This is a genomic window from Moorella naiadis (nom. illeg.), assembly GCF_051020825.1.
In the GTDB taxonomy this organism is placed as follows: domain Bacteria; phylum Bacillota; class DSM-521; order Neomoorellales; family Neomoorellaceae; genus Neomoorella; species Neomoorella naiadis.
In genome coordinates this window covers 207,803-226,323 of record NZ_JAXGFQ010000001.1, presented here as the reverse complement: position 1 = coordinate 226,323, position 18,521 = coordinate 207,803, and the positions used below count along the sequence as shown (strand labels likewise).

Genomic DNA, 18,521 nt, shown 5'->3' with positions numbered 1-18,521 from the left:
CCGATCCGGTGGGCCGGTTTAGCCCTCCAGTAGATTGGCGGCCTGCAGGTCGGAGAGAGGAGCTACCCGGATATGGTGAGCCGTTACGGCGATTATTCGCGGTAGTAGATCAAAAACCGGAGCCTGGGGGCTCCGGCGAGGGCAGTTCAACTAGTGGTTATTCACCAGTGATTGTTCAGCTTTTTCAATGGCTAGTCGGACCAGGTTGCCGCACTGGCGGGACGGCACGCCGCCCCACCCTTCAGTGGCCACGGTGTCGGCGACGCCTAACTCCTTGGCCAGCTCCCATTTGAGAGCCTCGGACATGATCCCGCGCCTTCTGGCCATGAGCAAGCCTCCTTTTGCTACTGCCCTCCGCTAATTAGCTTCGACCGGCTTCGCCATTCTCATACAGCCCATTGCTGGAAAAACGTGCGGCAGGTTAAAAGCAACAGGCCGGGTTAAAAATCAACCCGGCCTGTTTGCTGATGCGGAAGCTGGCGGACCCGGGCAGGCATAATTGGCCTGGATCCGGGTCCGGGCTACTAAAATGGCGGCAACTAGTGGATCCGGACCTGGTCGGCGCCGTGGTCCTTGAGGATTTTGTTGGCCTGATCGGCCCGCTGCTCGTCGCAGCGGACGGAGACCAGCATCTTGCCCTGGCGGATGTCGTTCTCATACTCCCGGCTCTCGTTTTCGGGGATGCCCCAGTCAATGAGCCCGCCGGCAACACCGCCGGTAGCCGCGCCCGAGAGGAGGCCGGCAATGGGCCCGGCAGCAATGAGGGGGCCGATACCGGGGATTACCAGGGCGCCGGCCCCGGCCGCCAGGCCGGCCAGGCCGCCGAGGACGCCGCCGGTGGTCATGCCGTCGCTGATGCCGCCGGCATCAGTTCCAGCACCCATATTCAGGCCGCCTTCCCGGTTATCGCCCTCCCGGCCCTGATCCCGGGCCAAGATAGAAATCTCGCGATCAAAACCGGCCCGCCGCAGGTCTTCAACAGCCTCTTTAGCCACCTGCTCGTTACTGAAGACGGCAATCACAGTCTTTGCCATAGCAAATTTCCTCCTTTGGCTAATCCAATTTATTTTTATTATGGCCTTTTACCCGGCTGCTATGCGGATATAATTAATAATTAATAGGAGACTAAAGGCTGGGATGGGTAAGAGCAAGTCCCTGTACGCCGCCCGCTTTTTATCTTCGACCTCTTTAATCTTAATTTAAGACGAGGTGGCTGTTTTGCAGTACGACGTATTAATTTGCGGCGCCGGCCCGGCTGGGAGCACCTGCGGCCGCTTACTGGCCGGACAAGGCTTTAAAGTGGCCATTTTTGACCAGGCGTCTTTTCCCCGTTATAAACCTTGCGGCGGCGGCCTGACGGGTAAGGCCCAGGGCGAACTGGCACCCGGATGGGAAGATCTAGTAGAAGACAGCGCCGGCGAAGTTATTTTTTACCACCGGCAAAAGGATCCCTTGCCGGTGAACAGCGACGGGGCAGTAATCAAGATGGTCAGCCGGGAGCGGCTGGATGCCTGGCTCCTGGAGGGAGCGGCCCGGGCGGGGGCCGCTGTCCGGGACGGCTACCCAATAGCGGCAGTCAGGGAAACGGAATCCGGGGTAGCAGTCCAGGGAGCGGATGGCCGGGTGTGGGAGGGCAGTTTCCTGGTAGGGGCCGACGGCGCCCGCAGCCTGGTACGGCGCAGCCTGCCTTTTCAAACCGAGGCGACGGACGGGATAACCCTGGAGTGCGAAGTACCGGCTGCAGATGGGGTCCTGGAGGGTTACCGGGGTCAGGTCCTGCTGAGCTATGGCGGCATCCCCGCTGGTTACGGCTGGGTCTTTCCCAAGGGGGATCACCTCTCTGTGGGGATTGGTTCCTTTACCCGCCAGGTTAAGGGCCTGCGGCGCTACTTCGATACCTTCTGCCGGGGGTTAGGGCTACCCATACCGTTGCAACTGCGTTGCCGCGGGGCGGTTATTCCGGCGGCCGGCGGTCAAGGGGGCGTTTTTCACACCCGCCGCGCCCTTTTAGTCGGCGATGCCGCCGGCCTGGTGGACCCCTTTTCCGGGGAAGGCATTTACTACGCCCTCCGCAGCGGCCGCCTGGCAGCGGAGGCTATCCAGACCGTTGCTGGCGGCGGTGGTGGCCTGGAGGCTTACTCTCGCCAGTTGAACGATGAGTTATTGCAACCCCTGCACTACGCCTGGCAAATCGCCCGGGTAGTCTATGCCCTGACCCCGGTAGTCCACCGCCTGGTGACGGCCAATCCCGAGGTGGCCCGACGCCTGGTGGAGGTCCTCTTTGGGAGCGCTACTTACGAAGACCTGTGGCACTATCTGCGGGAACGCTATGCTATTTTTCGTTTAGTATGATAACAGGCCTGACGCATGTCCTATAGATTGGTACCATATGTAGGATGAGTCGGGCTTTTTGGCACGGCAAAGGCCTCAAGCCTGGCATGATAAAAAAAGTAGTGGCCAAAAAGTGTCGGAACATGCTAAAATAAGGTAGGATACGCATAACAAAGCTAACCTCACCGACCGGGGACTCGGTTCCTGGGGGAGGTGAGGCGGGATGATCCATATATCAAATGCTATACAGGCTGTAATAGCTGTTATACTCCTGATATCCCTGGTTATCTCCATCGTGAACCTGAGGAAATAAGTTGACCCTTAATCTGTTGACCGCAGATTAAGGGTCGATAGAAAGCCTCGGTCAGGTGAGGCATCCCAGACAGCTTTAGTTTTGCGTATCCTCGACTGTATTATACCCTGTAATGGGAAAGATCGCAAGCTGCGTTCAATAATTTACCCGGGTAACGAAAAAAATCGCAAACACTTATGATAATTTTGCCAGCAACCCTGGAATAACCGGGGGTATTTTTTTAGGCCCGCCTTTTTTTCTAACGAAAAGAGGATTTTTAGCGGCCAGCAAGAATATAAAAGAGGAGTATTTTTTTGGTCGTTTAAGTTCCGGCAGGATCAAGAGAGGGTGAGAAATATGGAACGGGTGGAATTAGCCGGCGCCTTGCGCCAGCATAAAGCCCTGCAGGAACAGTTCGAAGCCGCTAGCGGCGTCACTTTAAGCGACTGCTACCAGTGCGGCAAGTGTTCGGCCGGTTGTCCGGTGGCCTTTGCCATGGACTATACGCCGCGCCAGGTGATCCGCCTGCTGCAGCTCGGCTTGGCCGATGAGGCTTTGCAGAGCCGCACCCCCTGGCTTTGCGCCAGCTGCCAGGCCTGCTATACCCGCTGCCCCCGGGAAGTCAACCTGCCGCGCCTTATGGAAGCCGTCCGCCAGGAGGCCAGGCGCCGGGGCTTGATTAATGACAAAAAGGTGGACATCTTTGACCGCGCCTTCCTGGGCACCGTCGAGCGTTACGGCCGCGCCCACGAGATGGGCCTGATGGTCCAGTATAACCTGCAGTCGGGCCAGCCCTTTAAAGACGCCTTGCTGGCGCCACCCCTGCTTTTGAAGGGCAAGATCAGCCCCTTTCCCATGAAGATCAAGGACTTAGCGTCGGTAAAACAGATCTTTGCCCGGGCCCGGGCTCAAGGAGGTGGCCAGCATTGAAATACGCCTATTACCCCGGCTGCTCCCTGGAGGCCACGGCCAAAGAGTACAACCAGTCAGCGAAACTGGTGGCCCGGCACCTGGGGGTGGACCTGTGGGAGATCCCCGACTGGAGCTGCTGCGGCGCCACGGCCGCCCATAACAACAACCATCTCCTCTCCCTGGCTCTACCGGCCCGGAACCTGGCCATTGCCGAGGCTGAAGGCCTGGATGTGGCCGTGCCCTGCGCCGCCTGCTTCAACCGCCTGCGGGCCGCTGAGGCGGCCGTGCGGGAAGCGGACGGCATGCGGGCGACCATCAGTGAAATCATTGGACGGGAGTACCGGGGCACGAATCACACCCGGGCCTTCCTGGACATTATGGTCAATGAGGTCGGCCTGGAGAAGATTAAGGAGCAGGTAGTCAAGCCCCTGGCGGGCTTAAAATTGGCGGCCTACTACGGCTGCCTGCTGGTGCGGCCGCCGAAGCTGACGGCCTTTGACGACCCGGAAGACCCCATGACTATGGACCGGTTGATTGGGGCCCTGGGGGGCGAGGCCGTTACCTGGTCCTATAAAACGGAGTGTTGCGGCGGGAGTCTGGCCACAGCCCGGGGGGACATCGGCGTGCGCATGATCTACCAGATTCTACGCCACGCCGGGGATGCCGGGGCTGAGGGTGTCGTCACCGCCTGCCCCTTGTGCTTCTTGAACCTGGACATGCGGGAAGGCCAGGCGGCGGCAGCCCACGGCGACCAGCTGCAACTCCCCATCTTCTATTTTACGGAACTCATGGGCCTGGCCCTAGGTTACGCGCCCAAGGACCTGGGGCTTACCACCCACTTTGTCAACCCGCTGCCCTTGCTGGAGGCTAAAGAAATCCTGCGGCACCCGGCCACAAGGAGGGAGTCAGCATGAAGCGCATCGGTGTTTTTATCTGCCACTGCGGCACCAATATCGCCTCGGTGGTGGATGTCAAAAAGGTGGCGACAACGGCGCAAACCTTTCCCGGGGTGGCCTACGCCACCGATTACCAGTATATGTGTTCCGACCCCGGCCAGGAGCTGATCCGCAAGGCCATCAAAGAACAGCGCCTGGACCGGGTGGTGGTGGCCTCCTGCTCACCCCGTCTCCACGAGCCGACCTTCAGGAAGACCGTGGAAAGCGCCGGCATTAATCCTTATCTTTTTGAAATGGCCAATATCCGCGAGCAGTGCGCCTGGGTCCACTCCCGGGATAAAGAGCAGGCAACCGCCAAGGCCATCGATCTGGTCCGGGCGGCCGTGGCCAAGGTGGGCCGGGACGGCCCCCTACACCCGGACGCCATCCCCATTACCAAGCGCGCCCTGGTCATCGGCGCCGGTATTGCCGGCATGCAGGCGGCCCTGGATATCGCCGATACCGGCTACGAAGTGGTGTTGCTGGACCGGGAACCGACCATCGGCGGCAACATGGTCAAGCTGGACAAGACCTTCCCGACCCTGGACTGCTCTGCTTGAATAAGCACGCCGAAAATGGTTGCTGCGGCGCAGCATCCTCACATCAAACTCATGACCTATGCTGAAGTGGAGAATATCGCCGGCTATGTCGGCAATTTTGAAGTGACCATCCGTCAGAAGGCGCGCTCGGTAGACCCGGTGAAGTGTACCGGCTGCGGGACCTGCTGGGAGAAGTGCCCTACCAAGGTCGACAGCGAGTTTGACCTGGGCCTGGGTAAACGCAAGGCCATCTACCTGCCCTTCCCCCAGGCGGTGCCGGCGGTGCCGGTCATCGACCGCGAACACTGCCGCCAGTTCACCAAAGGTAAATGCGGCGTCTGCCAGAAGGTCTGCCCGGCGAAGGCCGTCGACTATGAGCAGCAGGACCAGGTTTTTACCGAGAACTTCGGCGCCATTGTCGTGGCTACCGGTTACGACCTTTTTAAATGGGAAGAGGTTTACGGTGAGTATGGCTACGGCAAGTACCCGGACGTTATCACCGGTATGCACTTCGAGCGCCTGAACAACGCCGCCGGCCCCACCGGCGGCAAGATCCTGCGGCCCTCCGACGGTAATGAACCCCGGACGGTGGTCTTCATCAAGTGCGTGGGTTCCCGGGACGAGGCCAAGGGTAAGAGCTACTGCTCCCGGGCCTGCTGCATGTACACGGCCAAGCACGCCCACCAGGTGCTGGAGAAGATCCCCGATTCCCAGGCCATCGTCTTCTATATGGACATCCGCACCCCGGGCAAGGCCTATGAGGAGTTCCAGCAGCGCTCCGTCCACGAGGGAGCAGTCTACGTCCGCGGCCGGGTGAGCCGGGTCTTCCAGGAGGGCGACAAGCTCATCGTCCGCGGTGAGGATACCCTCCTCGGCCGCCAGGTGGAGGTCGCCGCCGATATGGTGGTCCTGGCCACGGCCATGGTCCCCAGCGCGGGCTGGGAGGATGTAGCCAAGATGCTGGGCCTGCAGGCCGATAAAGACGGTTTCTTCCAGGAGGCCCATCCCAAGCTGCGGCCGGTGGAGACCTTTACTGCCGGCGTCTTCCTGGCCGGGGCCTGCCAGGGGCCCAAGGATATCCCCGACACCGTCGCCCAGGCCAGCGCGGCGGCCGTCAAGGTCTGCCAACTCTTTGCCAAGGATGAGATGGCCACTGACCCCATGATCGCCGCCGTGGATGAAAGCATCTGCTCCGGCTGCGCCATGTGCGAGAAGCTCTGTCCTTACAAGGCCATTTCCCTTAAGACCATTACGGAACGGGTATCCGGCAAGCAGGTCAGCCGTCGGGTGGCGGTGGTGAACAGCGGCCTGTGCCAGGGCTGCGGCACCTGCTCGGTGGCCTGCCCGTCCAGTGCCATGAATCTCCGTGGCTTTACCAACGAGCAAATACTGGCGGAGGTGGATGCGGTATGTCTGTAGCCCAAGCGCCGGGCTGGGAGCCCAAAATCGTGGCCTTTTGCTGCAACTGGTGCGCCTATGCCGGGGCCGACCTGGCGGGCCTCAACCGCTTGCAGTACCCGGCCAACGTGCGGGTGATCCGGGTGCCCTGCTCGGGCCGGGTCAACCCCCAGTTCGTCCTGCGGGCCTTCCAGCGCGGGGCCGACGGGGTCCTGGTCTCCGGCTGACACCCGGGTGACTGCCACTATGCTAGTGGCAATTACTTCACTCGCCGCCGTTTTCTCTTAATGCAGCGGGTCCTGCAGTTCATGGGCCTGGAGCCGGAACGCCTCCAGGCGCGCTGGGTGTCGGGCTCGGAGGGCCCCCGTTTTGCCCAGGTCATCTCCCAGATCACCGAGGAAATCCGGGCCCTGGGGCCCAACAGGAAGTTGAGGGATGACGCATGAGCAGCATTCAGGAACAAATGCGTGCCCGGGCCCGGGAGCTATTGAGTAAAAATGAGGTCCAGATGGTCATCGGCTGGGAGAAGGGGACCTTCTGGTACCTGTCGCCGCCGGTCTTTATCACCGACCCGGAGGATTGCGACCGCCTGGTATGGGACGAGTTTTGCACCAACAACCTGGCCAAGTACCTCCTGGACTACAAGCATACGGAGGATAAAATCGCCCTCTTCGTCAAGGGTTGCGACGCCCGGGGCATTAACCGCCTCCTTCAGGATAACCAGATCCAGCGGGAGCGAGTTTACCTCCTCGGCATCAACTGCCCCGGAATTAAGGACGGCCGCCAGGCGGCCGCCTTGGGAGAGGGGCGGCGGGCTGAGGTGCCCCTGGCGGAAAAGTGCCGCTACTGCACCCACCCCGAGCCGGTAATATATGACGAGCTGCTTCAAGATGACGGCAGCGCCGTAGTGCGGGAAGGGGTGCCCGCGGACGGGGGCCGTTTTGCCGCCGTGGAGAAGCTGGAAGCCTTGACCCCTGACGAGCGCTACGCCTTCTGGACGAGCCAGTACGACCGCTGCCTGCGCTGTTATGCCTGCCGCAACGTCTGCCCGGCCTGCAACTGCCGCGAGTGCATCTTCGACCGCAGCCAGTCCGGCTGGTGCGGCAAGCAAATGAGCCGCAGCGAGAACCAGTTTTTCGCCATTACCCGGGCCCTGCATGTGGCCGGCCGCTGCATCGAGTGCGGCGAGTGCGAGCGGGTCTGCCCGGAGGGCATACCCATTATGAGCCTGAATAAGAAGATCATCAAAGACCTGAACGAACTCTTCGGCGAGTACGAAGCCGGTCTGGACCTGGAGACCCGGCCGCCCCTGGGCCAATACAACCTCCAGGATCCGGATGAGTTCAGTAAATAGGGGGGAGGTGGCGTCATGTTGAAGATTAACCGGACCAAACTGCCGGAACTGCTCGCTGTCTGGGCCAGGGGGGCCAGGGTCTTCGTTCCCCAGGAGCGGGAAGGGACCAGTGTTTTCACCCCCTGGGAGGGGGAGGGCCAGCTGACCCTGGGCCGGGGCAATACCCTGGAACCGCCCAAAGACCTCTTCTTCCCCCGGACGGAGACCATGTACCGCTACCAGGTAGACGGCGCGGCCGCCACCCTGGCCACGCTGCCCCCCCTGGAAGAGCAACGGGTGTTGGTGGGCATCCGCTCCTGTGACGCCCGGAGCCTCTTGATTATGGATGACGCCTTTCTGACGAAGGGCTATGTCGATGAGTTTTACCGCCAGCGGCGGGAGAACACCCGCATCGTCGCCCTGGCCTGCACCACGGCCCAGCCCACCTGTTTTTGCACGGCCTTCGGCATCGACCCTGGCCGCGCCGAAGGGGCCGATGTCCAGATGTGGCCGCTGGATGATGGTTACCTCCTGGAGGCGCTTACTGACGCCGGTCAGAAGCTGCTCCAGCAGGCCGGCGACCTCCTGGCAGAGGCCGGCGACACCCCCCTTCCGGCGGCGGCAGCGCCCAAGCTCAAGGTGGATGTCGGCGGCATCACGGAGAAACTGCAGCAAATGTTTGAGCACCCTTACTGGACGGCGGTCAGCCGCAAGTGCCTGGGATGCGGCGCCTGCACCTACCTCTGTCCCACCTGCTATTGCTTTGACATCCAGGGCGAAAACCGGGGCGACAGCGGCTACAAATTCCGCTGCTGGGACTCCTGCATGTTCTCCGAGTACACCCGCATGGCCGGCGGCCACAACCCGCGGCCCTCAAAAAAGGAGCGCCTGCGTAACCGCTTCCTGCATAAGCTCCAGTACTTTCCGGAGCGTTACGGTAAATTCGCCTGCGTTGGTTGCGGCCGTTGCCTGGATCGCTGCCCGGTTAATGTGGATATTACCAGGGTGATCCGTGAGGTCAAGGAGGTGACCCTGTAATGGCGGCAGCAGCGCGGGCCAACCCCCTGGTACCCCAGGTGGGCCGGATTACAAAGATTATCGAGGAAACCACGGATGTGAAGACTTTTCACGTCACCACCGACACCGGCAAACCCTTTACCCCCCTGCCGGGGCAATTGGCCATGCTTTCCCTGCTGGATGTGGGGGAGGCCATGTTTTCCATCACCTCCCAGGGGCCGGAGCACTTGGAGCTGGCCATTAAGAAAGTCGGGATGCTGACGGAGGCCCTCCACGAGGCCGAGCCGGGGCAGGCGGTGGGCATCCGCGGCCCTTACGGCAATGGGTTTCCCCTGGAGATGATGCGGGGTAAGGATTTGCTTTTTATCGGCGGCGGCATTGGCCTGGCGCCGGTGCGTTCCTTGATTAATTACTGCATTGAGCACCGCGGGAACTACGGCCACTTATGGATTATTTACGGCGCCCGTTCCCCGGACGACCTGTGTTTTAAGGAGGATCTTTTTAACAACTGGCCCAAGGTGGAGAACTGCCGGGTAGACGTGACTGTTGACCGGGGCGACGGGACCTGGCAGGGGCATGAGGGCTTTGTGCCGGCCTTTGTCGAGGAACTGGGACCTAAACCGGAGGGCAAAGTGGCCATCACCTGCGGGCCGCCCATTATGATCAAGTTCGTCCTCCAGTCCATGGAGAAGCTGGGCTTTAAGGACGAGCAGATTGTCACCACCCTGGAGATGCGCATGAAGTGCGGCATCGGCAAGTGCGGCCGTTGTAACCTGGGCAGCTGCTACGTCTGCCTGGACGGCCCCGTCTTCACCCTGGCCCAGTTGAAGAAGCTGCCGGCTGAGTATTAATCGGCCGGCATAAGCCCAGGGCTGACGGGTACAGGCTCCGGGCTCCAGTGGTTCTCGGCTAGCAAACTTGGCGCTCAGCCTTGCTCAGCGGCGGGGGTGGCTTGGCTTATCCCTTTGAACAATCGTTATAGGGCGTGCTTTTTCTTGTTCTTGAAGGCACGTTACGATCCCCATCCCGTTCACCGCCGCCTCGCCGCGGCCTCGCTGAGTTTGCTAACGCCTCGAACCAAGTCGCCCTCCGCCTGTACCCGCCAGCCCTTGCTCGGCCAGCTAAAAAAACTGCAAGGAGTTCCACAATATGCCGGCTGATTATCATATCCACGGCCTGGCCCACCAGGGGCCGCCCCATACCGTCGCCCGCCTGCTGCCCTACGTCCAAACAGCCCAGGCGGCCGGTCTTACCGTGATGGGCTTTGCCGAACACGATCGTTACCTGGAAGACCTGGATTTCAGCGTCTTCACCGAACTGAAAAGGCTAACCGGCCTGCCCGTCCGGGCCGGCCTGGAGGTGGACTTCCGGCCGGAGAAGGACCACCAGGAGCAGCTGGCCGGTCGGCCCTGGGATTACCTGATTGGCTCCGTCCACGCCGTGGGTGATTGGGAGTTTGACCGGCCCGGGCAGGAAGCCGGCTTTGAGGCCTGGGATATCGACGAACTTTATGCCGCCTATTTTGACCTGGTAGCCCGGGCGGCAGCCACCGGCCTTTTCCAGATCATCGGCCACCTGGACCTGATCAAGATTTACGGCCACCGGCCCCGCCGGCCGGTGCTGGAGCTGGCCGAACCGGCCCTCCGGGCCGTGGCCCGAAGCGGCGCCGCCCTGGAGCTCAATACCGCCGGTTTATTTAAACCGGTAGGGGAGATCTACCCCTCCCAGGAGATCCTGGCCCGGGCCTTTGAACTAAACATCCCGGTTATTATCAGTTCCGATGCCCACGCTCCCGGGGAGGTGGCCAGGGAACGGGAACAGGCGCGGGAGCTTTTACGCCAGATCGGTTACACCTGCCTGGCAACCTTCTCCGGCCGGGAGATGGCTACGGAACCGCTATTTTAAATTAGCCCCTAAGGAAGGTTAAATAGGGCTTAATTGTGAAAACAGGCACAAAAGCGGAGTTGAAGCGGAGATGGTCCAGGGAATATCCGGGGGAAGGCTGTTAAGTAATATTTAACCCATTGCCGCCCCCCGGCCTTCCCGAAATTTGACTTGACAGCCTGCAAACCTTACTTTATGATGAAATTATGAAAATTGCGGTTTAGGGGAGTAGCCCCGGATTCTTCCGGTACCAGGTTCGTCAAGACGGCCAGCCGGCCCGGACCTGGCAGGTAACGCGCAAGACCTTCACCGCTCCGCAAAGGGGGCGATGGAGGTTTTTTTGATCTTAAATAAGGAACGGCAGGTTACGGAAAAATAACAGGGAAGGGGGAGAAGTAATGAGCGATATTGTTTTGCTTTTAATCAGCCTGGGAATCATTCTTCTAGGGGCGGAGGGCTTTACCAACGGTGTGGAGTGGTTGGGGAAAAAGCTGCACTTAACTGAAGGGGCGGTGGGCAGTATCCTGGCGGCAGTAGGTACGGCCCTGCCGGAGACCATGATCCCCATTATTGCCATTATCTTCGGCGGCGGTCACGCCGGCGAGGAGATCGGCATCGGCGCTATCCTGGGGGCACCCTTTATGCTCAGCACCCTGGCCTTCTTTATCACTGGCGTGGCGGTCATCGCCTACCGCCACCGCCGGCCGGATTACCCGCGGATGAATCTGGATACCGCGACCATGGGGAGGGATCTGGGGTTCTTCCTTTGCGTTTATTCAGTAGCCGTCCTGGCCTCCTTCCTGGGAGCCCATATCTGGAAACAACTAGTTGCAGTTGGGCTGGTGATTGCCTACGCTACTTATGCCTATCTAACAGTCACCCGGGGTAGTACCCTGGAAGAGGGGGAGAAGTTGAATCCCCTTTACCTGGCCCGCCGGGCGGCTGAACCTGCCGCGGCCCTGGTCGCCCTGCAGATCATCGTGGCCCTGGGTATGATTATCGGCGGCGCCCGCCTCTTTGTAGCTGGGGTGGAGGACCTGGCGCGGATTATCGGCATTCCACCTTTTGTTCTGGCCTTGATTATTGCTCCCATAGCCACGGAACTGCCGGAGAAGTTTAACAGCGTTATCTGGGTCGGCCGGGGCAAAGATACCCTGGCCCTGGGTAATATCACCGGGGCCATGGTTTTCCAGAGTTCGATGATCCCGGCCTTGGGCATCGCCATGACCAGCTGGGAATTGACCACGGGGGCTTTAATCAGCGCTATCCTGGCCATTTTTTCCGCCGGTCTGGTCTTTTTCCGGATCAGCCGGCATCGCTATCTAACCCCCTATACCCTGGTGAGCGGTGGCGCCTTTTACGGCATCTTCGTTATTCTTATTTTTAGCGGTTTTATCAGGTAACCCTCCAGATCGTGACGGTCTCGCCAGGCGGGACCGTCCTTTTTTATCCCTGCGTACCGGAAATGAGTACATAAACCGGCGGTGGATTAGAATAAGGGTTAAGCGCATCGTTAGTATAATAGGAATATACTGGAGTAAACAGGAAGGATGGTGGGCATAGTGCCCCGGGTAGTAGTCGTAGGGGGCGGTTGGGCGGGTTGCGCTGCCGCCCTGGCTGCCCGCCGGGCCGGGGCGGCAGTAGCCCTTCTGGAGCGAACTGACATGCTCCTGGGGACCGGCCTGGTGGGGGGCATCATGCGTAATAACGGCCGTTTTACGGCGGCTGAGGAAATGCTGGCCCTGGGCGGCGGGGAGCTATTCCGGGTTACCGATGCTGCCGCCAGACACCGGAATATCGATTTTGCCGGTCACCACCATGCCTGGCTTTACGATGTGACCAGGATCGAGCCCCTGGTGCGCCGGCTCTTAGAGGAGGCCGGGGTGGAAGTTCACGCCTTGAGCCGGGTCACGGCTGTTCAGCGTGAAAAAGACAGTATCACCGCCGTCCTCACGGAGGCGGGTCAGATCTATGCCGGGGAAGCCTTTGTCGATGCTACTGGTACGGCCGGGCCGCCGGCCAATTGCCGCCGCTATGGCAACGGCTGCGCTATGTGCATCTATCGCTGCCCGGCCTTTGGCGGCCGGGTAGGCCTGGCGGCCCTGGCTGGGGTGCAGGAGTACGCCGCCCTCCGGCGGGGCGGTGGCCGCGGCGCCCTGAGCGGTTCCTGCAAGCTCCATAAGGGTTCCCTGGCACCGTGGTTGGTGAGCCGCCTGGAGGCTGAAGGGGTAGCCCTGCTCCCTCTACCTGGGGATCTGCCGCCCAAAGGGGATTTGCTCCAGCGTAAGGCCTGCCAGCAGTACGCCTTGCCGGAATACGCGGCTAACGTCATCCTCCTGGATACCGGCCCGGCCAAACTGATGGCGCCTTTTTTTCCCCTGGAGGTTTTGCGGCGGATCGGGGGTCTGGAAAAGGCCCGCTTTGAGGACCCCTACGCCGGCAGCCTGGGCAACTCGGTACGCTTCCTGGCCATGGTGCCCCGGGACGATACCCTCAGGGTTGCGGGCCTGAGCAACCTCTTTTGTGCCGGCGAAAGGGCAGGGCCCTTCGTCGGTCACACCGAGGCCATAGTTACTGGAACCCTGGCTGGCCACAATGCCGCCCGCCTCCTGGCAGGGGTAGAGCCCCTGGTTCTGCCGGCTAACCTGGCTGTAGGCGATATCATCGCTTACACCCGCCGCCAGGTGGCCAGCGGCGACGGCCTCTACCAGCGTTTTACCTTTTCCGGCGCCGGCTATTTTGCCAGGATGCAGAAGCTGGGGCTATATACTACTGATCTGGAGGTTATCAAGCAGCGGGTTGGTGACCTGGCCGGGGTATTTTCCCGCCCCCTCCTGGGCAGGAAATAGCCGGCAAGCGCCGAATAATAAAAAGGATGTTATTTTCGGAGGAACAAGCCTGTGGAACTGCTGGCCCTCTTTAGCACCGCCTTTCTAGTGGGTCTCTCCGGCGCCCTGATGCCGGGACCCTTGCTGACGGTAACGATAGAAGAGAGTACCCGCCGGGGAGCTGGGGCCGGACCCCTGCTGGTCCTGGGTCATGGCTTACTGGAACTCCTTCTAGTGGGGCTCCTTCTTTTCGGCCTGGGCGGCTTTCTTGCCCGGCCGTTAGTGGGCCGCCTGGTGGCCGCCCTGGGGGGCCTGGTCCTCCTCTGGATGGGATGGCAGATGCTCAGGGGAGCCACTACCGGGGCGGTGCAGCTACAGCTGGCCGGGGAGGAGACGGCCGCCCTTTCCCCGGCCCGGCCGGTTTGGCAGGCGGTGGTCACCGGCAGCGTCATCAGCCTGGCCAACCCCTACTGGCTACTCTGGTGGGCGAGCATTGGCGCCGCCTTCCTGGCTCAAGCAGCACGGTTGGGCGCCGGCGGCGTGACCTCCTTTTTTAGCGGCCACATCCTCGCCGACCTGGGTTGGTATTCCCTGATTGCCATCGGGGTGGCCGCCGGCAGGCGTTTTATCAGCCAGCGCCTCTACCAGTACCTGATTATGGGCTGTGGTATTTTCTTGTTAATCCTGGGGGCCCTTTTTATCCTGGCTGGTTACCGCGGCCCCCTCAATGTATAACCTGCAAGGAGTGATTGATCGTGGAAGTCTATGACTGCGCCCATCAGTTAGCGCGGGAACTGGCCCGGAGTGCCGAGTATAACGACTTGCGCCTCGCCCGGGCCAAACTGGAGAGCAACCCGGCCAATATGGACATGCTCCGGGACTTTCGCCGCCGCCAGCTGGCCCTGGAGGTGGCCGCTTTAAACGGTAAGGAGCCCGATGAGGGTGAGAAGCGGGCCTGGGAGGAGAGCTACCGGATTATCAGCCTGAACCCGGCCATCACCGCCTACCTGGAGGCGGAGCAAAGGCTGGCGCGGCTGCTGGCCGATATCCAAAAAATACTTATCGATGCTTTACCGGAATGGGGCCAGGATTTAAAGAACGAGATTGACAAAAAATAAGCTTGGGCATATAATGTTACTAGTAATAATCGTTACCAACAAGTGGTGAGAACTAATGGAGCCCATAGTAGGCAAGCGCATGACCAAACAAAAGAAGATTATCCTGGATATTCTCCGCCATACGGATACCCATCCTACAGCCGACTGGGTTTACGCCCAGGCGCGCAAGGTTTTACCCGACATCAGCCTGGGGACCGTTTACCGGAACCTGGGAGTTTTAAAAGATGCCGGCGAGATAATGGAGCTCAACTATGGCAGCACCTACAGCCGCTACGACGGCAACCCGGAGAATCACTACCACTGCGTCTGCCTGAATTGCGGTCGCATCATCGACCTGCCCATGCCGGTACACCGTGAATTGGAGAAGGAAGCGGCCGCCAACGGCTGCAGTAAGATCCTTTATCACCGGTTGGAGTTCTACGGCATCTGCAGCGAATGCCAGGAGAAAAAAGAACACTAGGCCAGGCAGCAAACCTGGCTTTTTGTTTATGGTGCGATGCCGTGGGAATGAAAAGGGAACCGCCTGCAGGCGGCAAAAATATGGGGTGCATTTAAAGGATTACTGGTTTTAACCGAGAATCAAAATTAAAGAGAAATCAGCTTCCGGGGGTGATGGAGAATGGCGGCTGAAGAGGTAAGAGTCGAGGGCAGGACAGTGGCCGAAGCAATCCGGCAGGCGGCGGCCATCCTGGAGGCGTTGCCAGAGGACCTGGAGGTGGAAGTGGTTCAGCATGAAAGCAACGGCTTTCTAGGGATTGGCCGCCGGCCGGCTGTGATTATCGCCCGGATGGCCGGAGAACCAGTAGCCGGCGGGGAAGGAGCGTCTCTATCCCCGGAAGAGGATGCTGCCAGCTACGGAGTAATGCCTGGGACCAGTGGTGAGGAAACGCCTGCTCTCTTGTCGGCCGGGGTGGAAAGGATGCCGGGCACGGTGCCTATTAGCACCATCGCGGCGGACGCCAGTGCCGGTTTGGCCTCGGAAGCAGCAGGAGAGGATGACGATCGGCCCGGATATGCCTGGGTGGAGGGCGGCCGGGTGCAGGTAGGAGGCGGCAAGCCTCCGGCCACGATTATTGCCGGTGATCATTTTGACCTGTATGTCAACGGGCGGCAGGTAGCCGGCGAGGCTGCGGTCCGCTCCGGGGATCAGGTGGAAGTCCGGCCCCGGGGGGAGATGGAAAAGGGCCAGTGGAAATTAACCATCAGCGGCGACGGCCTGGCGGCCCGGCTGGTTCTGAAGCCCGGCTGCCAAAAAACCTGGCGGTTAAAGGACCAGTTCCCGGCGGCGCGCCTGCAGCTGGAAGGGGAAGGGGTGGCCAGAGCCCTCCCGGCCTTGACCAGGGAAGAACTCCTCGCCGAACTGCAGCGCCAGCAAGTTGTCTTTGGTATTGATGAGGAGGCCGTCCGTCAGGCCGTCACTGCTACCGAGGGCGGGGAGATAATTGTCGCCCGGGGTCAGCCAGCCCAGCCCGGCGAGGACGGCCGGGTGGAGTGCCTTTTCCCTACTGCCGGTGCCAACCGTGTGGAAGTAGGCGAAGAAGAACGGGTGGATTACCGGGAGCTGGTGGTCCGGGCCTCGGCCGCAAGGGGGGATCTCCTGGCAGTCAAGGTGCCGCCCCGGCCGGGTAAGCCCGGCCATACAGTGACGGGCAAGGTAATCACCCCGCCGGAGCCCCGGGATGTAGAACTGGTGGCCGGTAAGGGTACTGAAGTGATTGACGGCCAACGTTGTGTGGCCCGGGAGGAAGGGCAACCCCAGTTACACCAGCGGCGCGGCCAGGTGGTGGTTGATATTATCCCCGTCCTGCTCCACCGGGGGGATGTGGACCTGGCTTCAGGCAACCTTAAATTCAAGGGCGGCATCAATATTACCGGTAACGTTACCGAGACTATGCAGGTAGCGGCCAGCCGGGACGTGGAGATTAGCGGTGATGTTACCCAGGCTACGGTCAAGGCCGGCGGTTCCATTATAATTCGCCGTAACTGCATCGGCTCGACCCTGATAGCCGGGGGGGTGCATGGCGTCTACCAGAGTGTAGAACCCCTCCTGGCCGACTTGGCCCAGCAGTTGCCCCTCCTTCAGGCAGCCCTCCAGCAATTGGAGCGGGAGGCCAACCAGCAGCGCCAGCCGGGTCGCCAGTTCAATACCGGCTACTTGCTAAACATCTTGGTGGAAAATAAATTTAAGAAAGCACCGGCCCAGGCCTACAAACTGGAGCAACTAACAAAGGGTGTCCAGGGTGGCCCCCAGGAACAAAGACTGGTGCAGCTGGCCCAGGAACTGGCCCGCGCCTTTCGCAATCCGGCAGCCATGCAGGGCCTGGGCTCGGCTTACCTGGAACGGTTGATAGCCGGTGTGCAAGAAATGGCGGCCTACTGCCGGGAAATCCCCCAGGACGGCGGCCATATTACCCTGAATTATGCCCTGAACAGCAAACTGCAGGCCGGCGGCCAGGTTAAGGTCACCGGCCGGGGCTGTTTTAATACCGAGATTATCGCCGGTGGTAAGGTGGAGATCCAGGGGGTCTTCCGGGGCGGTAGCATCTATGCCAGTGATGACGTCTTTGCCCAGGAAGTAGGTTCCAGTGGCGGCGCCAGGACCCTGATCCGGGTGACCGAGGGTAAAACTATTAAAGCCGGCAAAATCTGGACAAACTGCATCCTGCAGGTAGGCAAGCGCATCCGCCAGATTGACAATGAGGAGAGCCGCCTGATGGCTTATTTAAATCACGAGGGGGACCTGGTGCTGGGTACTTTTTAAGATAGGAGATGGTGCTGGCTAATGGCCGACAGCTGGGAGTTTCTCAGGCAGGTACCGGTCTTTGCCGGCTTAAACCCGGAGGAGCTGCAGCATATTGCCTCCCTGGCCCTCCGGCGGCATTACCGCAAGAATATGTATCTCTTTATGGAAGGCGAGCCCGGGGACGCCATCTATTTTGTCACTAGGGGCGCCATCAAGCTTTTCCAGGTCCTGGAGGACGGCCGGGAGAAAATCCTCCACTTCGTCCGGGAAGGGGAGATCTTTGCCGAGGTGCTGCTGTTTGAGGGCGGCCCCTATCCGGCTACGGCCCAGACCCTGGAGGATACGGAGGTAGGTATTATCCGTAATGCCGACATGGAAGCCCTCCTAAGCCGGCACGGTGAAATGGCGGTCAAGATTATCAAGGTCATGAGCCGCCGCCTGCGCCAGGCCCAGAACCACATCCGCGACCTGGCCCTGAAGGGGGCATACGGCCGCTTGGCCAGCAGCCTGTTGCAGCTAGCCCAGCAGTACGGTAAACCTCGGGAAGACGGGGTAACTATTGATCTCAACCTGAGCCAGCAGGAACTAGCCAGCCTGATCGGCACCTCCCGGGAGACAGTGGCCCGGATTTTAAGCGACTTCAAGCGCCTGGGCACGGTGGAGGTAGAACGCCAGCGGATTACCATTCTGGAGCCGGAAAAACTGCGCGAATGGTAGGTATCGAGGGGTTGCCGGAAATTTTGACGTTCTTTCCGGGCCCTGGCTACGGTTTGCACCAGCCGGTGGCAAGGTAAAAGACATGGGTCGGGTAGCGAGCACCGCCGGATAAGCTTTTCACACCTTCCACCGGGCCCAAACAGCTATTCAGCCTCCAGCCCTTGCGAAAAAGTAAACAGGTATTATAATAAGTAGCAGAACCTGATAGCAGTGCGAATGGTAATTATGGCTAAAGGGGGCTAAGAGATGCTCGATAAACGCCCGGCACCCAGTATTAAACCAGAGGCGGGTGAGGAGTGGCTGGAACGCCTGCAGTGGCTGGGCATCAGGGTGGAGGAGCCCGGAGAAAAAGCCGAAGATCAAGCCGCCATGTGATGGAGATAATAGAAAACCCTGCGGTGACCCTATATAATAGGGTCAGAATAAGCCGCAGGGTTTTCTTTTTTGGTATCATCTCATTTTTTAAAGGAGTGG

Annotated in this window: 19 protein-coding genes; 17 read left to right on the top strand and 2 right to left on the bottom strand. The window is 60.3% G+C overall.

All coding sequences use genetic code 11. From position 1 onward, the window contains the following. Positions 1-150: 150 nt before the first annotated feature. Entirely contained in the window at positions 151-327 is a 177-nt protein-coding gene (locus SDD30_RS01130) for a small, acid-soluble spore protein, alpha/beta type (protein WP_434073081.1), read from the bottom strand. Positions 328-539: 212 nt separating this feature from the next. Beyond that, entirely contained in the window at positions 540-1,034 is a 495-nt protein-coding gene (locus tag SDD30_RS01125; protein ID WP_434073080.1) for a hypothetical protein, read from the bottom strand. Positions 1,035-1,218: 184 nt separating this feature from the next. Between SDD30_RS01125 and SDD30_RS01120 the strand changes: the two genes are divergently transcribed. The 17 genes from SDD30_RS01120 to SDD30_RS01040 all read left to right on the top strand — a co-directional run bounded on the left by SDD30_RS01120 (position 1,219) and on the right by SDD30_RS01040 (position 18,422). Beyond that, the gene (locus SDD30_RS01120) at positions 1,219-2,352 is read left to right on the top strand and encodes a geranylgeranyl reductase family protein (protein ID WP_434073079.1); all 1,134 of its coding nucleotides are present in this window, start codon (positions 1,219-1,221) and stop codon (positions 2,350-2,352) included. A 628-nt stretch (positions 2,353-2,980) separates the two neighbouring features. Beyond that, positions 2,981-3,553 (top strand): 4Fe-4S dicluster domain-containing protein, encoded by a 573-nt coding sequence (locus SDD30_RS01115; protein ID WP_434073078.1) that lies wholly within the window; start codon positions 2,981-2,983, stop codon positions 3,551-3,553. Next, positions 3,550-4,449, top strand: a complete 900-nt coding sequence (locus tag SDD30_RS01110) for a CoB--CoM heterodisulfide reductase iron-sulfur subunit B family protein (protein ID WP_434073077.1) — start codon at positions 3,550-3,552, stop codon at positions 4,447-4,449. The genes SDD30_RS01115 and SDD30_RS01110 overlap by 4 nt, the downstream gene beginning before the upstream one ends. Continuing rightward, positions 4,446-6,428, top strand: a complete 1,983-nt coding sequence (locus SDD30_RS01105; RefSeq protein ID WP_434073076.1) for a 4Fe-4S dicluster domain-containing protein — start codon at positions 4,446-4,448, stop codon at positions 6,426-6,428. Before SDD30_RS01110 ends, SDD30_RS01105 begins: the two co-directional genes overlap by 4 nt. Next, entirely contained in the window at positions 6,419-6,853 is a 435-nt protein-coding gene (locus SDD30_RS01100; protein ID WP_434073075.1) for a hydrogenase iron-sulfur subunit, read from the top strand. Before SDD30_RS01105 ends, SDD30_RS01100 begins: the two co-directional genes overlap by 10 nt. Further along, positions 6,850-7,761: a 4Fe-4S dicluster domain-containing protein gene (locus SDD30_RS01095; protein ID WP_434073074.1), complete on the top strand. Its 912-nt coding sequence runs from the start codon at positions 6,850-6,852 to the stop codon at positions 7,759-7,761. The genes SDD30_RS01100 and SDD30_RS01095 overlap by 4 nt, the downstream gene beginning before the upstream one ends. A 15-nt stretch (positions 7,762-7,776) precedes the next feature. Further along, the gene (locus SDD30_RS01090) at positions 7,777-8,778 is read left to right on the top strand and encodes a 4Fe-4S dicluster domain-containing protein (protein WP_434073073.1); all 1,002 of its coding nucleotides are present in this window, start codon (positions 7,777-7,779) and stop codon (positions 8,776-8,778) included. Continuing rightward, positions 8,778-9,608, top strand: a complete 831-nt coding sequence (locus SDD30_RS01085; protein ID WP_434073072.1) for an FAD/NAD(P)-binding protein — start codon at positions 8,778-8,780, stop codon at positions 9,606-9,608. Before SDD30_RS01090 ends, SDD30_RS01085 begins: the two co-directional genes overlap by 1 nt. Positions 9,609-9,906: 298 nt before the next feature. Further along, positions 9,907-10,662 carry a histidinol-phosphatase HisJ family protein gene (locus tag SDD30_RS01080; protein WP_434073071.1) on the top strand — a complete coding sequence of 252 codons (756 nt, stop codon included), beginning with the start codon at positions 9,907-9,909 and terminating at the stop codon, positions 10,660-10,662. A 377-nt stretch (positions 10,663-11,039) separates the two neighbouring features. Further along, positions 11,040-12,044 (top strand): sodium:calcium antiporter, encoded by a 1,005-nt coding sequence (locus SDD30_RS01075; RefSeq protein WP_434073070.1) that lies wholly within the window; start codon positions 11,040-11,042, stop codon positions 12,042-12,044. Positions 12,045-12,203: 159 nt separating this feature from the next. Continuing rightward, entirely contained in the window at positions 12,204-13,490 is a 1,287-nt protein-coding gene (locus SDD30_RS01070; protein WP_434073069.1) for an FAD-dependent oxidoreductase, read from the top strand. 51 nt (positions 13,491-13,541) lie between these two features. Then, positions 13,542-14,204: a LysE family transporter gene (locus SDD30_RS01065; RefSeq protein WP_434073068.1), complete on the top strand. Its 663-nt coding sequence runs from the start codon at positions 13,542-13,544 to the stop codon at positions 14,202-14,204. A 20-nt stretch (positions 14,205-14,224) separates the two neighbouring features. Then, positions 14,225-14,587 carry a YlbF/YmcA family competence regulator gene (locus SDD30_RS01060; protein WP_434073067.1) on the top strand — a complete coding sequence of 121 codons (363 nt, stop codon included), beginning with the start codon at positions 14,225-14,227 and terminating at the stop codon, positions 14,585-14,587. A gap of 55 nt (positions 14,588-14,642) precedes the next feature. Next, entirely contained in the window at positions 14,643-15,047 is a 405-nt protein-coding gene (locus tag SDD30_RS01055; protein ID WP_434073066.1) for a Fur family transcriptional regulator, read from the top strand. A gap of 159 nt (positions 15,048-15,206) precedes the next feature. Next, positions 15,207-17,348 carry a flagellar assembly protein A gene (locus tag SDD30_RS01050; protein ID WP_434073065.1) on the top strand — a complete coding sequence of 714 codons (2,142 nt, stop codon included), beginning with the start codon at positions 15,207-15,209 and terminating at the stop codon, positions 17,346-17,348. A gap of 21 nt (positions 17,349-17,369) precedes the next feature. Further along, positions 17,370-18,047 (top strand): Crp/Fnr family transcriptional regulator, encoded by a 678-nt coding sequence (locus SDD30_RS01045; RefSeq protein ID WP_434073064.1) that lies wholly within the window; start codon positions 17,370-17,372, stop codon positions 18,045-18,047. A 246-nt stretch (positions 18,048-18,293) separates the two neighbouring features. Then, entirely contained in the window at positions 18,294-18,422 is a 129-nt protein-coding gene (locus SDD30_RS01040) for a hypothetical protein (RefSeq protein WP_434073063.1), read from the top strand. The last annotated feature ends 99 nt before the right edge of the window (positions 18,423-18,521 follow it).